This is a genomic window from Arthrobacter sp. NPDC057013, assembly GCF_042674585.1.
Taxonomy (GTDB): domain Bacteria; phylum Actinomycetota; class Actinomycetes; order Actinomycetales; family Micrococcaceae; genus Arthrobacter.
On the sequence record NZ_JBHUSE010000013.1, the window covers coordinates 73,260 to 87,744 of the forward strand.

The following is a 14,485-nucleotide window of genomic DNA, read 5'->3' on the forward strand; positions in this document are numbered from 1 at the left end:
TTCAATGATGCACTTCCCCACCCGCCGCGCCGTTCTCGGAGCGGCCTCCGCCATCACCCTGCTGGCCATGACCGCATGCGGCAACGTTGCCGGCGGCAGCAGTGATTCGTCGAAGTACCCCAACGGCCCGGTCACCCTGACCGTGGGACAGGCGCCCGGCGGCAGTACCGACCTCATCGCGCGGGCCGTCTCGGAAGGCGCGGCCAAGACGCTCGGCGCCCCGGTTCCCGTGGTCAACAAGCCCGGTGCCAACGGCGCACTCGCCAGCAAAGAGGTCGCCGGCAAGCCTGCCGACGGCCAGAACCTGCTGCTCCTCACCGCTTCCCTGATCACCATCACGCCGCTGGCCGTGACCCAGGACGAGGCTGTCAACATCGATGACTTCGACATCATCACCGGCCTGTCCCAGGACGACTACGTTCTGGTCGCCAGCGAAAAGTCCGGCTTTAAGTCCATCAAGGACCTGACCTCGGCCGGCCGCAACATCACCTACGGCACCACCGGGGTCGGCACCGGCAGCCAGCTCGCCCAGACCGTCCTGTTCAAGCAGGCCAACGTGAAGGGCACCGACGTTCCGTTCGACAGCGGCAAGCCTGCCCTGACCGCCGTCCTCGGCAACCAGGTGGAAGTCACCACCATCCAGCTTGGTGAAGCGATGCCGCAGATCCAGGCCGGTAAGGTCTCCCCGCTCCTTGTCTTCTCGGAGGCCCGCAACTCCTTCCTGCCGGACACGCCCACCGCCAAGGAATCCGGCTATGACGTTCCGGTCGCCCAGTACCGCGCCGTCGCCGCACCCAAGGGAACCCCCAAGGAAGTCAAGGACAAGCTCCTTGCCGCCATCCAGGACACGCTGAAGTCGGACTCGTACAAGGAATTCAACAAGAAGAACATGCTGACTCCGAAGGAAATCCCGGGTGAGGAAGTTGTCAGCCAGTGGAAGGACTACGCAGCCAAGTACAAGTCCCTGGTGGAGAAGTACGACATTAGCCTCGCCGGGAACAAGTGATTCCAGTGCAGGCAGAATCACCGGTCGAGCCCGACGACCTGACCCCGGAACAGCTGGCGGCCCAGTGGGAGGAAGAAAAGCCGCCGGCCGCCGGTGCGCTGGCCAACGTGGGATCCTCCCTGGTGGTCACCGGCGTCGGCGTCGGAGCCGTGATCCTGTCCATCGCCATGGGCCTGGGCACACCGTCCGCCCCGCAGCCGGGCCTGTGGCCGTTCATGATCAGCTGCATCATGGTGGCCCTCGGGCTGTTCCAGCTGATCATGGGCCGGCACAACCGGGACGCTGAGAAGTTCACCCGCATGTCCATGGCCCCGCTGACCGGCCTGGTCACCCTGGCCGCCATGGTGGCCCTCATGCCGGTCGCCGGCTTCGAACTGCCGGCCCTGGTGCTGTGCATCATCTGGATGCGCTTCCTGGGCGGCGAGACCTGGCGCTCCACGCTCCTGGTGAGTGCCGTCGTCGTGGCAGCCTTCTACGGCATCTTCGTGACTGCGCTCAACACTTCCATCCCCCACCTCTTCTAGGAGACCACAGTGGATTTCCTGAATCCTGTGATCAACGGATTCGCAGTCGTCCTGGAGCCAATGAACCTCCTGTACTGCCTGATCGGCGTCGTCATCGGCATGCTGATCGGCGTATTGCCCGGTCTGGGGCCCGCGGCAACCATCGCCATCCTGCTCCCGCTCACCTACAACGTTGAGCCCGTCACCGCCATCATCATGCTGGCCGGCATCTTCTACGGTGCCCAGTACGGCGGCACCATCACCTCGGTGCTCCTGCGCCTGCCCGGCGAGGCGTCGTCGGTGGTGACGGTCTTCGACGGCTATCAAATGGCCAAGCAGGGACGGGCCGGCACGGCCCTCGGGTTGGCATCGATCGGCTCGTTCATCGGAGGCACCGCGTCGATTGTCGGCCTGACCTTCCTCGCGCCGGTCGTGGCGAGCTTTGCCTTGGACTTCGGTCCCGCCGAATATACCGCCCTGGCACTGCTGGGCATCCTGCTGGTGGCCACCATCAGCAGCGGCTCCAAGACCAAGGCACTCATCGCGGCCGCCCTCGGCCTGCTGCTGGCGACCGTCGGCCGGGACATCTTCACCGGTGAAAACCGGTTCACCTTCGGCAATCTGGAACTGGCTGACGGCATCGACTTCGTGCCGATCGCCATGGGCATCTTCGGCCTCGGCGAGATCATGTACAACCTCGAAGAGCGCCACCGCGCCGCGAAGGCGCCCTCCGCCGTCGCGAACGTCTGGCCCTCCCGGGGCGACCTCAAGCAGGCGTCCGGCGCCATCGGGCGCGGCTCGGTTCTCGGCTTCTTCCTGGGCATCCTGCCCGGCGGCGGCGCCACCATCGCCTCGATGGCCTCCTACGCCATGGAGAAGAAACGTGCCAAGCAGCCCGAGCGCTTCGGCAAGGGTGCGCCGGAAGGCGTGGCCGGCCCGGAAACCGCCAACAACGCCGCGGCGACGTCCTCGTTCATTCCGCTGCTGACCCTCGGCATCCCGGCCAACGCCACCATGGCCCTGATGTTCGGCGCGCTGCTGATCCAGGGCGTCACACCCGGTCCGCAGCTTGTGGAGCAGGATCCGGGACTGTTCTGGGGCGTGGTGAACTCCATGTACATCGGCAACATCCTGCTGCTGATCATGAGCCTGCCGCTGGTGGGGATCTTCGTGAAGATCCTCCGGGTCCGCGCCGCCATCCTGGCGCCGATCACCGCGCTGATCACCCTGCTCGGTGCGTACACGATCAACAACAGCATGTTCGATGTCACGCTCGTGGTGGTCTTCGGAATCGTGGGCTACCTGATGAAGAAGTTCGGCTTCGAACCGGGCCCGCTGGTGCTGGCATTCGTGCTCGGTTCCCTGCTGGAAAGCTCCCTGCGCCGCGCGCTGCTGGTGTTTGGCGGTGATCCGCTGGGCTTCTTCAGCCGGCCCATCTCCGCCACGCTCCTCATCGTGTTCGTCGTCGTGGCCGTTCTGCCGGGCATCCGCTCCGCGCTGGCCGGGCGCAAGGCCACCGTCCCCGCGGGACCCGCCGTCACTGAAATCAAGGAGAAGGTATGAGCATCATCGTTGGATTCGTCCCCACTCCGGCGGGGGAGGCCGCTCTCGCAGCCGGCATTGCGGAGGCCCGCCTCCGCAACCAGGATCTTGTGATCGTCAACTCAGCCCGTGAAGGCGCCCTGGTGGACAAGTCGGTTGCTCCGGACGAAGTGCTGGCCAAGGCCTCCAAGCAGGCAGCGGACGCAGGCGTGACGGCCCGGGTGATCCAGCCGCCGTATCAGAATGACCTCGCGGACGAGTTCCTCGACGTAGCCCGGGATGAAAACGCCTCGCTGATCGTCATCGGGCTGCGCCACCGCACCCAGGTGGGCAAGTTCATCCTGGGCAGCCACGCCCAGCGCATCCTCATGCAGGCTGACCGCCCCGTTTTGGCCGTGAAGGCCGACGGCGGCCAGTTTTAGTTCCAGAATCACCGCTTGGTAAGAGGCGGGCCGGGCTCCCGTTCAGGATTCCGGCCCGCCCCAGCCGTATCCCGGGACGCGCACGTTCCGGCAGGCATAAGCTATGTGAAGAAGGTCCCTTCCAGCGTCGGGGAGCTCTGCATGGACGACAATGAAACCGCAACCGTGATGGGTCATGACGTCACCACCATCACCTGTGTCTGCGGCAACACGGTCAGCCAGGCGGGATTGATACAGGCCAATTCAGACGGCGTCCCCGTTTACGCCGGCGGAGACACTCCCATCCCGGAAAGCCTGGCCGGGTGGCCCTCGGACGAGGATCTCTATACCCTCTGTCCCTCATGTGGCCGCGTGTACCGCGATGCCACCATTGAAGAGACCGGGACCGCGCCCGTTGCTTTCCGGGTGGATGTCACCGCTGCGCCCATTGCAGAGGCAATTCGGGCCCACTGGAATCTCAGTACGTAGGTCCGGCTATCCCCACTCTCCTCTGTGACACATGGGGCGACGAACTGCGGGGACATCTGTGGCCCAACCCCGTGCCGCACCGTTGAGAACTGTTGTTTCCCGCCGTCGTCGGCATAGGGTGGGCGGAGCGGACAAGCGTGAATACTCTCGAAATGCCGGGGTACGGAAAGACTGAAGAACACCCCGGGGGACGTGCCACGCAGGAACCACCGATAAAGGAGCAGTCTGTGCGGGAAGCAAGCTTCAACCAGAGCGTTTCAGCAGCCGACGAGTTTGACGGCGGGACGAACGGATTCGAACCCGGCGCAGGAGCGGTCCCGGCCGGGGAGGTGGACCCGGCTGACTCAGCAGCCGGGGCGGCCGAAGCGCCGGAGGTGGCTGACACACCGGAGGTCGCCGAAGCCAGTGACATCACCTACGACGAGCAGTTCTATCCCGCCCGGCCCAAGGCACTCAGGCCGATCGCCCGCCGTCGGCAGTTCTTTGCGGACCGTCCATCGCTGGAATTCGACGGGCGCAACGCGGCCTATGTTGAGTGGCTGCGCAACCAGGCAATGCTGGGCGACGCGAACGTCATGGCACGGCAGCTCTCCGGCCAGGCCAGCATGTGGCAGAACTCGTATGCCCACCCGAACCCGCGGGCTGCCGTGGAACGCGCCCCCGTCTGGTTTACCGCCTACCCGCTGTCCTTCATCACACGCCCAGGCCAGTCGTTCCTCTCGGCCCTGGGGGACCCTGAGCTGTGGGACGCGTTCCGGGAGATCGGGATCAGGGGGCTCCACACCGGACCCGTCAAGCTCGCCGGCGGCATCAGCGGCTGGTCCCAGACGCCGAGCGTGGACGGGCACTTCGACCGCATCAGCATGGCGATCGACCCGGTGTTCGGGACCGAGGACGAATTCCGCAAGATGTGCAAGGTTGCGGCCGACCATGACGGCACCGTCATCGACGACATCGTTCCCGGCCACACAGGGAAGGGGGCCGACTTCCGCCTGGCCGAGATGAACTTCCGCGACTATCCCGGCATCTACCACATGATCGACATCCCGGAGGAGGACTGGCACCTGCTGCCGGACGTTCCCGAAGGCGAAGACTCGGTCAACATCAGCCCCGACGCGGAGCAGGCGCTGCAAGAGGCCGGATACATCATCGGCCGGCTCCAGCGGGTGATCTTCTACGAGCCGGGCGTCAAGGAGACCAACTGGAGCGCCACGCGGCCCATCGTGGACACGGCCGGCAAGACCCGGCGCTGGGTCTACCTGCACTACTTCAAGGCCGGCCAGCCGTCCATCAACTGGCTGGACCCCACCTTTGCGGGCATGCGCCTGGTGGTCGGGGATGCGCTGCATTCGCTGCTCGACCTGGGCACGGGAGCGCTCCGGCTGGACGCGAACGGGTTCCTGGGCGTGGAGAAGAGCGCCGAGGAGCAGCCGGGCTGGTCCGAAGGGCACCCGCTGTCCGAGGCCGCGAACCAGCTGATCGGGTCCATGATCCGCAAGGTGGGCGGGTTCTCCTTCCAGGAACTGAACCTGACCATCGACGACATCAAGGCCACGTCAGAGGCGGGCCCGGATCTTTCCTACGACTTCGTCACCAGGCCGGCGTATCACTACGCGCTGGTGACTGCGGATACCGAATTCCTGCGCCTGACCCTGCGGCTCGCCATGGAGATCGGCGTCGACCAGGCGTCACTCGTCCATGCCCTGCAGAACCACGACGAACTGACCTATGAGCTGGTCCATTTCGCCGCCGGTCACAAGGACGATGTCTTCGAACTTAACGGCCAGGAGCTCACCGGGGCCGAAGTCGCCGAGCATGTCCAGCAGACCCTGCGGGAGCGGCTGACAGGACCGGACACTCCGTACAACGCCCTGTTCACCACCAACGGCATCGCCTGCACCACCGTCAGCTTCATCATGGCCGCCCTCGGCATCCAGGATCCGGAAAACCTCACGGAGGAACAGCAGGCCCAGGTCCTGGACGTCCACATTCTGCTGTCCATGTACAACGCCCTGCAGCCCGGCGTCTTTGCCCTCTCCGGCTGGGACCTCACCGGCGTTGCCGCCCTTGACCGCCAGAAAGTCCGGGAGCTTACCGCGCAGGGCGATACCCGCTGGATCAACCGGGGTGCCCACGACATCATGGGCACCAGCCCCGCTGCCCAGGCTTCCTCTGCCGGCATGCCGCGCGCCCGCAGCCTCTACGGCGCGCTGCCCGACCAGCTCAAGAACCCGGGTTCCTTCGCCCGCCGGCTGCAGAAAATCCTCGCGGTGCGGGAAGAGAGCGGAATCGCCACGAGCACCCTGCTGGACGTGCCGGACGTTTCCCAGCGCGGCCTGCTGGTCATGGTCAACCGGCTGGGGGACGGGAACCTTCAGGCCACCGTGCTCAACTTCTCCGGCCAGGACATCGCGGGCAGCATCCAGTCCACGCACCTGGTCCCCGGCAGCAGCGTCCACGACCTCTTCAGCGGTGAGCCTGTGGGGCAGGTCGATGACCTGCACAGTTTCTTCCTCGAACTGGGCGCCTACCAGGGTACGGCGCTGGTCCTCAAGGAGGGCGAGAAGGACGACGACGGCGACGCCGAGTAAGCCGGGCTGGATCCGGTTCTCCCCGGACGCCGAGCTGGATGACTGGTTCACCGCGTCCCGGCTGGACAGCGGACTGCCGTTGGCGTGTCCCCTCAGCCGCCGGCTGCGGCCGGTGTCGCAGAGGTCGGTGCTTGAGCGGTCGGTGCTTCAGCAGTTGGCGTTGCAGCACTTGGTGCTGCAGTCGGAGTGGACGACGGCGGCGGGTCCAGTGTGACGGTCACGGTGCCGTCCGCGGCGATGGCAATCCGACCGTGCTGGTAGTCCTGGACGGTGCCCGCTGCGGTGCTGCCCGATGCCGCCTGCCGGGCGTCACCGGTGGGGAAGCCCAGCGGTCCGGTTTCGGCGCCTGCGGTGATCCACGCGGCGCGCAGTGCGGCCGGGGAGATGTGAGCCCCGGTTGTGCGGTGCCAGATGATGAAGCCGTTCCGGAATGCCTGATAGCGGCCGCCGAGCCCTGTGGACAGCTCATTCGTTGTGGCATTCCCAAGGGGGCGGGCAGAGTTGAACTTCGCGCCGATGGCACCGGCAACGATCCGCGCCCCGGTCTGGGCAGTCCACGTGACGGTGCCGCCCTGGAAGTTCTGTGCCGCGCCGCCGCTGAAGGCGTACTCATTGCTCGTGGGGTAGCCGAGCGCCCCATGTTCTGAGCCGGACGCGGCCCAGGCGGTGCGGATGGCACCGCGGGTGATGCGGGCGCCGCTGGCCGGGGACCAGTGGACGATCCCGCCTTGGAAGGTCTGGTAACTGCCGCCGTCCTTCAGGCCGCCGATCTCGTCCGACGTGGGGTAGCCGAGCACCCCGCGCTCGTAGCCGGACGCGGCCCAGGCCGACAGGATTCCACCCCTGGTGACGTGCGCGCCGGTGGCTCGCGACCAGTGCATCCGGCCGCCCTGGAAGGCCTGGTAGGCGCCCCCGTTCCTGAGGCCGCGCCCCTCGTCCGAGGTGGGGTAGCCAAGCCTGCTGTTCTGCGCACCCGTGGAGGCCCATTTGCTGCGGACCGCGCCGCCAATCGTGTGCGCACCTCCCGCCGCCGACCAGTAGATCGACCCGCCCCCGAACACCTGGTACGCCCCGCCCCCACGCAGCCCTGTCACTTCAGGGGAGGCGGGGCTTCCCAGCCAGCCGGCCGGTCCGCCGGTCCGGGCGTATTTGGCGGTGATGGCGCCGAACGGGTTGCTCGAGTACGGCGTGAACACGTCATCCACCGCCCCCATGATGATGCGGTCTCCCGGCCGGCTGGTCCGGAGCAGCCGTGTGACCGCGGCCAGGCTCGTGGAGACGCAGCCGGCGCTGGGGGCGCGGCCGGCGTGGAAGAAAATGGCGTACGAGGCGCCGAGGACGGTCTTTGCGTCCGGCGGCCGGTTGTAGTTGATGACGGCGGCCTGCTTGTAATAGCCCTGGTTCATGAAGGTCCACAAGTTCTCGTCGGCTTCGCCGCCCGTGCCTTCAAAATACTGGTTGTAGTTCCGGTTCCATTCACCGCCCCAGCGGGACCGGGAGTTGATTGTGTAGTACTTCAGGGCGGTGCCGGGGTTGCTGCGTCCCAGGGCCTCCGTGAAACTGAACGAGCCGGTGGGCGACCGGTACGTGTCCTCCCATTCGCGGTTCTGCGCCGCAAACCCGTACTGTCCGCCGTAGCCCCAGTCCTGCCACTCCTGGATGTAGCGGTTACCGGACCGGACGCAGCCCGTGATGGTGAGCAGGCTGGTGTTGCGGGTGGCGGCCGTGGCGAACGTGACCCTGTTGGCCCCGAAACCGGAGAACTTGGTCTGCCCGGCGCTGAGCCGGGCGCAGGGGTTGTAAACCTGCGCTGACGCGCTGGCGGCCGGGGCCAGGGCCACCGCCCCGGCCGGAACGGCCAGCGCCAGAACGGCAGCGACAAGGGCTTTCCAAACAGAGACATTCAGAACAGACACGGCGGAGACCTTTGCCTACGGCGGCGGCCGCATCCCCCCGCGGACGCCATCCGGACACGAGCCTATAGCGCGCCGGGCCCGCGCCGTAGCGTCCGACCCGTCAGGCCAGGATTTTCTTGTGGAAAAACACGAGGTAGTCGCCTGTCGCGTGCTCGAACCCGAAGTCCTGCCAGTACTCCCGCAGCGCCGATTTGGCCTGCTCGTACTCGTCCGAGTCCTCCGGTGCAGAGGCGTCGCCGTCCGCCGGCGCGGCGTGGACCACCACCAGGTTCACGGACCGGCCCACCGTTTCCACGATGGCGTTCAGCACCGAGTAGCCCGTCCTGCCGCCGCGGTACTCGGGGAAGATCTCGAGCGAGGAGACGATCATCAGGTCCCCGCCGTCCTGAAGGTACTCCCTGATCAGGTCCGGGCGGTCCATGGTGAGCATTTCGACGGCCTTGGCCATTTCCTGGTCGGCTTTTCCGGTGGTGAGGAAGAGGTTGATCATGCCGGCTTTGGGGACAACCTGGACGACGGCGCTGCCGAGTTGGCGTTCCACGTCGCCGCCGGGGGTGGGAACCGGGCAGCTGACCGCTACTTCCCAGCGCAGCGGATAGTCCACCGGGTCATGGTCGAGCCCCGGGGTGCCGCGGTACCGGAGCTTGTACTCAAAGAACAGCGATTCCGGGTCGATTACGGTCATGGCGCCGTCCTTGGGCTCGCAACGTTGCGTGTTAAGGAATTTTAGTCGCCCCGGACGGCCTGAGGAATGGGCGGCCTAAGGAATGGGCGGCCTAAGGAATGGGATCAGCCGCGCAGCGCGCCCAGCCCGCTGATCAGCGCCTCCAGTCCAAGGCTGAAGGCGACGTCGGCCGGCCGCTCGTGGCCCTGCTCGGCCAGGCTCCGGACCGCGCCCGTGAAGCTGGGCGTCGCCTCCGCCATGGTTCCGGGATCGAAGATGTCCGCCGGCGCCGTGACGTCGTAGGCCGAGCCGAAGATGAAGGACTCCAGCGCCACGATGGAAGAGACTATCCGCTCCTCCGGGAAACCGGCGTCGCGGAAACCCGCGCTGACCGTCTCATACATGGCGAGGGTCTGCGGCGCGTCGGTCACGGGCAGCACGGCGATGACCGGTATCAGCGGGGTGTGCTGGGAGAACACGTCCCGGTAGCTCCACGCCCACTTCCGCACGGCGTCCTCCCACGGGCCGGTGCCGAAGGCCGAAACGTCCACGAGTGACGCCAGGTGGTCCTCTACGAGCAGGAGCACGTCCCCCTTGGATTTCACGTGGTTATAGAGGGCCGACGGCGCCACGTTCAGTGAGCGGGCCAGTGCGGCCATGGTGAGGCCGTCGTAGCCCTTCTTCTCAATGAGACGCAACGCAGCCTCCGTGATGCCGCCCTTGTCCAGCACGCCTCCCACGGGGCGCCCGGCGCGGCGCCGGTTGCCCCGGCCATCTGTTGCTGAGCCAGCTGATGCTGAACCGGCTGTTGCTACGGCTGGTGATGCCGGCATGGCTGACCTTTCTGCGGGTGAACGTCCTTTCGCATTATTCCATCAGCCTCTTCCGCTCCCTCGCCAAAGGCTCTATAGTTCTTATAAATGAATGGCATTCATTTAGTGGTTCGCATCACTCACGCGGCCACAGAGAGAGGACATCATGCTGAATCTTGACCGCGACGTAGTGATCGTCGGCGCCGGCCCCTCCGGCCTCACCGCTGCCCGCGAACTGAAAAAGGCGGGCCTGACGGTCGCCGTGCTCGAAGCCCGCGACCGCGTGGGCGGCCGGACCTGGACCGACACCGTGGACGGTGCCATGCTCGAGATCGGCGGCCAGTGGGTCTCGCCGGACCAGACCGCACTCCTCGCCCTGCTGGACGAGCTCGGCCTGGACACCTACTCCCGCTACCGCGACGGCGAGTCCGTTTACATCGGGGCGGACGGCGCACCCGTCCGCTACACAGGAGACATGTTCCCGGTCAGCGCCAACACGGCTGCCGAGATGGACAAGCTCACCGCGCTGCTGGACGAACTGGCGGCCGAGATCGGCGCCGCCGAGCCGTGGGCGCACCCCAAGGCCCGCGAGCTGGACACCATCTCCTTCCACCACTGGCTGCGCCAGAACTCCCCGGACGAGGAGGCCTGCAACAACATCGGGCTCTTCATCGCCGGCGGCATGCTCACCAAGCCGGCCCACGCATTCTCCGCCCTGCAGGCAGTCCTGATGGCCGCTTCTGCCGGTTCTTTCACCCACCTGACGGATGAGGACTTCATCCTGGACAAGCGGGTTATCGGCGGGATGCAGCAGGTCTCCCTGCTGCAGGCAGCGGAACTGGGTGCCGACGTCGTCCTTAACAGCCCGGTGCGCACCATCCGCTGGGAGGCCGACGGCGAAAACGGCCACCGCGTCACCGCCGTCTCCGACCGGGCTACGGTGAATGCCCGCTTCGTGATCATGGCCGTGCCGCCCAACCTGTACTCCCGCGTCTCCTTCAACCCGCCGCTGCCGCGCCGCCAGCACCAGATGCACCAGCACCAGTCGCTGGGACTGGTCATCAAGGTCCACGCCGTCTACAGCACGCCGTTCTGGCGCGAGGACGGGCTCTCCGGCACCGGATTCGGCGCCGGCTCGCTGGTCCAGGAGGTCTACGACAACACCAACCACGGCGACACACGCGGAACACTCGTCGGCTTCATCTCCGATGAAAAGGCAGACGCCGTCTTCGAACTGAGCGCCGCGGACCGCAAGAAGGCCGTCCTGGAATCGATCGCCGGCTTCCTGGGCGAGAAGGCCTTGGAGCCCGAGGTGTACTACGAATCCGACTGGGGCTCGGAGGAGTGGACGCGTGGCGCCTACGCCGCGAGCTACGACCTCGGCGGCCTGCACCGCTACGGCAAGGACCAGCACGCGGCCGTCGGCCCCATCTACTGGTGCTCCTCCGACCTCGCCGCCGAGGGCTACCAGCACGTGGACGGTGCGGTCCGCATGGGCCAGGCCACGGCTGCCCGCATCGCCGCGGCCGCAGCGTCCGCCGAGGCCGCAGCGGCGGCCCCGGAACTGGCGGACGCAACGGCCGCCGCCGGCTAATCACTCCGGAGAGGCAATCCCATGAGTACAAAAGCCCCCGTCACCCGGGACACGCACAAAAGCCTGAGTGAAAAGGGCCTCAAAGCCGGTTCCGTCGGGCTGGTCGGCGCCGTAGTGATCGGGGTGTCCTGCATTGCGCCGGCGTACACGCTCACCGCGGCCCTCGGGCCCACCGTGTCCGAGGTGGGCGTGCACCTGCCGGCGGTCTTCCTCGTGGGGTTCATCCCCATGTTGCTCGTGGCGCTCGGCTACCGGGAACTCAACAACGCAATGCCCGACGCCGGGACCTCCTTTACGTGGGCAACGCGCGCCTTTGGCCCGTGGATCGGCTGGATGGGAGGCTGGGGGCTGATCGCCGCCACCATCATCGTGCTGTCCAACCTGGCGGCGGTCGCCGTCGACTTCTTCTATCTGATGCTCGCCCAGCTGCTCGGCAACCCCGGGATCGCTGAGCTGTCAAAGAACCTGCCGCTTAACATTGCCACCACCCTGGTGTTCATCGCGGCGGCGTGCTGGATCTCCTACCGCGGCATGGAAACCACCAAGGGCGTCCAGTACGTCCTGGTGGGGTTCCAGCTGCTGGTGCTGGGATGGTTTGCCGTCTCCGCCTTTGTCCACGTGGCCAACGGCACGGCGTATGACGCCACGGCGATCTCGCCGGACTGGTTCAATCCCTTCGCCGTGGACTCGTTCTCCACGTTCGCGGCCGGGGTGTCACTGTCGATCTTCATTTACTGGGGCTGGGACGTCACCCTGACCATGAACGAGGAGACGAGGAACCCGGAGAAGACCCCAGGGCGGGCGGCGACCGTGACCGTCGCCGTCATTGTGGCCATCTACATGATGGCCGCGCTGGCCACGCTGTCCTTCGCCGGTGTGGGGGAGGCCGGCCTGGGCACCGGCAATCCGGACAACCAGTCCAGCATCTTCGCCGTTCTGTCCGGGCCGGTCATGGGGCCGTTCGCCATCCTGATGTCGCTGGCCATCCTCAGCAGTTCCGCGGCCTCGCTGCAGTCGACGTTCGTCTCCCCGGCGCGAACGCTGCTGGCCATGGGCCACTACAGGGCTCTGCCCGGGAAGTTCGGCAGGGTCAGCCCCACGTTCAAGTCGCCGAGCTACGCCACCATTGCAGCGGCCACCGCGGCGGCAGCGTTCTACGTCGTCACCCGGACCACGTCCGAGAACGCGCTGTGGGACACCATCACCGCGCTGGGCATGATGATCTGCTTTTACTACGGGATCACCGCGCTCGCGTGCGTCTGGTTCTTCCGGGCGGTGGCCTTCAGCAGTGCCCGGGCGTTCCTCTTCAAGTTCCTGGCTCCACTGCTGGGCGGCGTGATCCTGCTGGTGATGTTCGCGAAGACCGCCTACGACTCCATGGATCCGGCGTACGGCTCTGGTTCGTCGGTGGGAGGCGTGGGCATGGTGTTCATCCTGGGCATGGGCGTCATCCTGCTCGGCGTGCTCAGCATGCTGGTGATGGCCCGGATCAGGCCAGAATTCTTCAGGGGCGAGGTGCTGGCACGCGGCCTCTGACTGGAAACTAAGCACACTTACCAATAGGGTGTTTGGCAGGGCATTGACCCGGTTCAACTGAACGTACTGAGAACGTACTCGAACAGAACGAGGTGACAGCATGACGGGCACGGAAAGCATCAGCAAGGTCACGGACATCATCAACCATTCCCACATTGGAATGTTCACCACCGTCAACGAAGAAGGCGCCCTGGTCAGCCGGCCGCTGGCCGTCCAGGACGTGAAGGACGACGGCGACATGTGGTTCTTCACCGGCGAGGGAACCTCCCAGGTGGCCCACGTCGCCGCCGATGCCAGGGTCAACGTGTCTTTCGGCAAGGGCACCGAGTGGGTCTCCGTGGCCGGGACCGCCGAAGTGGTGCGCGACCGGGCCAAGATCCGCGAACTGTGGAACCAGTCCGTCGAGGCCTGGTTCCCGGACGGCCCCGACACGCCCGAGGTGGTCCTGCTGCACGTGGACTCCGACTCCGCGGAGTACTGGGCCAGCCCCGGCGGCACCGCGGCCACCGTCCTGCAGTGGGTCAAGTCGAAGGTCACCCACAGCCGCGTGAGCGTCGGCGAGAGCGGAACCGTCGAGCTGTAACCCCCAGTCAGACGCAGGAGTAGTCGTAGTCGAAGCCGCCGGAGACGTACTGGGTGAGCGAGACTGTGCCGCCGCCGGTCAGCGGCGCGCTCGAGCAGTTGCGGCTGGCCGCGGTCAGGGTCCTTGCCCCGGCCAGCCAGCTGGGCAGCGTGTACAGCGGGCTGGTGGACGGGACGGTGCCGGCGATCTGCGACCACTGGGTGCCGGTGGAGTAGATGCCGGTCTTGGCGTTGGTGCTGCCAAAGAAGGCAACCATTCCCTCCAGATCCGCCCGGTTGGCCGCCTTGTCGCCGGACCAGGAGTTTCCGGTTTCGACGTCCAGCCACCAGGTGTAGCCGGACGGGTTGCTGATGCCGCGGATGTACGCGTCATCGTAAGCCTTGGCCCAGCCGTACATGTAGGAGCAGGCCGGACCGACGTCGTTCGCCTTGCAGTCGCCGTAGGGGTTGAAGACCTTGGTCCCGGCGTAGGTGTTGCTGGTGGGCCACCAGCTGCCGGCCAGTCCCGGGTTGGCGGTGTTGACGTACAGCTGCACCTTGGGCTGGCCCGCGGTACCCGTGGACGACGCTGCCCATGTCAGCTGGGTGGCCAGGCACGGATTCGTGGTGTTTGCCAGGCCATTGTTGACCCCCACGATGCCGAAGGCGGGTCCCTTTGGCAGGGCCTTGCCGCACTGGGGCCACGAAACATCATTGCCGACGCCGGCATTGGCTGCCTCGGCCGGGACGGCCTGAAGCATCAGTACGGCGGTGGCGGCCAATGCTGGAAGCCATCGGAATTTGGACAGGGCAGATCGAGTAGCGGACATCAGCGGCCTTCCTCGCACGGTGACACAACGAAGAAACAAG

The 14,485-nt window shown here is 66.4% G+C and carries 12 protein-coding genes and 1 pseudogene; 9 read left to right on the plus strand and 4 right to left on the minus strand.

Annotated features, from left to right (window positions below; genetic code table 11):
• Positions 1-4 precede the first annotated feature (4 nt).
• From ACFTSA_RS16400 to treS, 6 genes are all read left to right on the plus strand, one after another.
• A complete protein-coding gene (locus tag ACFTSA_RS16400) occupies positions 5-1,006 on the plus strand; it encodes a Bug family tripartite tricarboxylate transporter substrate binding protein (protein WP_377952618.1) in 1,002 nt (333 codons plus the stop codon).
• A 5-nt stretch (positions 1,007-1,011) separates the two neighbouring features.
• Complete coding sequence (locus ACFTSA_RS16405; protein WP_377952620.1) at positions 1,012-1,530, plus strand: tripartite tricarboxylate transporter TctB family protein; 519 nt, start codon at positions 1,012-1,014, stop codon at positions 1,528-1,530.
• 9 nt (positions 1,531-1,539) lie between these two features.
• The gene (locus tag ACFTSA_RS16410) at positions 1,540-3,072 is read left to right on the plus strand and encodes a tripartite tricarboxylate transporter permease (protein ID WP_377952621.1); all 1,533 of its coding nucleotides are present in this window, start codon (positions 1,540-1,542) and stop codon (positions 3,070-3,072) included.
• Positions 3,069-3,473, plus strand: a complete 405-nt coding sequence (locus tag ACFTSA_RS16415) for a universal stress protein (protein ID WP_377952623.1) — start codon at positions 3,069-3,071, stop codon at positions 3,471-3,473. The genes ACFTSA_RS16410 and ACFTSA_RS16415 overlap by 4 nt, the downstream gene beginning before the upstream one ends.
• A 141-nt stretch (positions 3,474-3,614) precedes the next feature.
• Positions 3,615-3,941, plus strand: a complete 327-nt coding sequence (locus tag ACFTSA_RS16420) for a hypothetical protein (protein ID WP_377952625.1) — start codon at positions 3,615-3,617, stop codon at positions 3,939-3,941.
• A gap of 329 nt (positions 3,942-4,270) precedes the next feature.
• Positions 4,271-6,532: a maltose alpha-D-glucosyltransferase gene (gene treS, locus ACFTSA_RS16425; protein ID WP_377952675.1), complete on the plus strand. Its 2,262-nt coding sequence runs from the start codon at positions 4,271-4,273 to the stop codon at positions 6,530-6,532.
• A gap of 92 nt (positions 6,533-6,624) precedes the next feature.
• Here the strand turns inward: treS and ACFTSA_RS16430 are convergent, their stop codons facing one another.
• From ACFTSA_RS16430 to ACFTSA_RS16440, 3 genes are all read right to left on the minus strand, one after another.
• Positions 6,625-8,448, minus strand: a complete 1,824-nt coding sequence (locus ACFTSA_RS16430) for a hypothetical protein (RefSeq protein WP_377952627.1) — start codon at positions 8,446-8,448, stop codon at positions 6,625-6,627.
• 100 nt (positions 8,449-8,548) lie between these two features.
• Positions 8,549-9,133, minus strand: a complete 585-nt coding sequence (locus ACFTSA_RS16435; RefSeq protein ID WP_377952628.1) for a hypothetical protein — start codon at positions 9,131-9,133, stop codon at positions 8,549-8,551.
• 104 nt (positions 9,134-9,237) lie between these two features.
• The gene (locus ACFTSA_RS16440) at positions 9,238-9,945 is read right to left on the minus strand and encodes a TetR/AcrR family transcriptional regulator (RefSeq protein ID WP_377952629.1); all 708 of its coding nucleotides are present in this window, start codon (positions 9,943-9,945) and stop codon (positions 9,238-9,240) included.
• A gap of 133 nt (positions 9,946-10,078) precedes the next feature.
• Here ACFTSA_RS16440 and ACFTSA_RS16445 point away from each other — a divergent pair.
• The 3 genes and pseudogenes from ACFTSA_RS16445 to ACFTSA_RS16455 all read left to right on the plus strand — a co-directional run.
• Positions 10,079-11,518 (plus strand): annotated as a pseudogene (locus ACFTSA_RS16445) (flavin monoamine oxidase family protein); the annotation flags it as partial.
• A 21-nt stretch (positions 11,519-11,539) separates the two neighbouring features.
• Entirely contained in the window at positions 11,540-13,054 is a 1,515-nt protein-coding gene (locus ACFTSA_RS16450) for an APC family permease (protein WP_377952631.1), read from the plus strand.
• Between the two features lie 100 nt (positions 13,055-13,154).
• The gene (locus ACFTSA_RS16455; RefSeq protein WP_377952633.1) at positions 13,155-13,637 is read left to right on the plus strand and encodes a pyridoxamine 5'-phosphate oxidase family protein; all 483 of its coding nucleotides are present in this window, start codon (positions 13,155-13,157) and stop codon (positions 13,635-13,637) included.
• A 7-nt stretch (positions 13,638-13,644) separates the two neighbouring features.
• Here the strand turns inward: ACFTSA_RS16455 and ACFTSA_RS16460 are convergent, their stop codons facing one another.
• On the minus strand, positions 13,645-14,445 hold the full coding sequence (locus ACFTSA_RS16460; RefSeq protein WP_377952634.1) for a hypothetical protein: 801 nt from the start codon (positions 14,443-14,445) through the stop codon (positions 13,645-13,647).
• Between the last annotated feature and the right edge of the window lie 40 nt (positions 14,446-14,485).